This window comes from Shigella sp. FJ200513, assembly GCF_040495915.1.
In the GTDB taxonomy this organism is placed as follows: Bacteria; Pseudomonadota; Gammaproteobacteria; order Enterobacterales; family Enterobacteriaceae; genus ECMA0423.
The window spans coordinates 1-342 of record NZ_JBDYCV010000305.1 but is presented as its reverse complement, the minus strand read 5'-3'; the positions used below and the strand labels follow the sequence as shown (position 1 = coordinate 342).

At 47.1% G+C, this 342-nt stretch carries 1 tRNA gene; it reads right to left on the bottom strand.

Going from position 1 to position 342, the window contains the following annotated elements:
• Nucleotides 1-148 precede the first annotated feature (148 nt).
• A tRNA-Glu gene (locus ABZJ92_RS22370) sits at nt 149-224 on the bottom strand.
• Between the last annotated feature and the right edge of the window lie 118 nt (nt 225-342).

Here is a 342-nt window from a genome sequence, read left to right as displayed (position 1 = left end):
AATTTGAGAGACTCACGAACAACTTTCGTTGTTCAGTGTTTCAATTTTCAGCTTGATCCAGATTTTTAAAGAGCAAATATCTCAAACATCACCCGAAGATGAGTTTTGAGATATCAAGGCAGGTGACTTTCACTCACAAACCAGCAAGTGGCGTCCCCTAGGGGATTCGAACCCCTGTTACCGCCGTGAAAGGGCGGTGTCCTGGGCCTCTAGACGAAGGGGACGTATCAGTCTGCTTCGCAAGACGCCTTGCTTTTCACTTTCTATCAGACAATCTGTGTGAGCACTACAAAGAACGCTTCTTTAAGGTAAGGAGGTGATCCAACCGCAGGTTCCCCTACG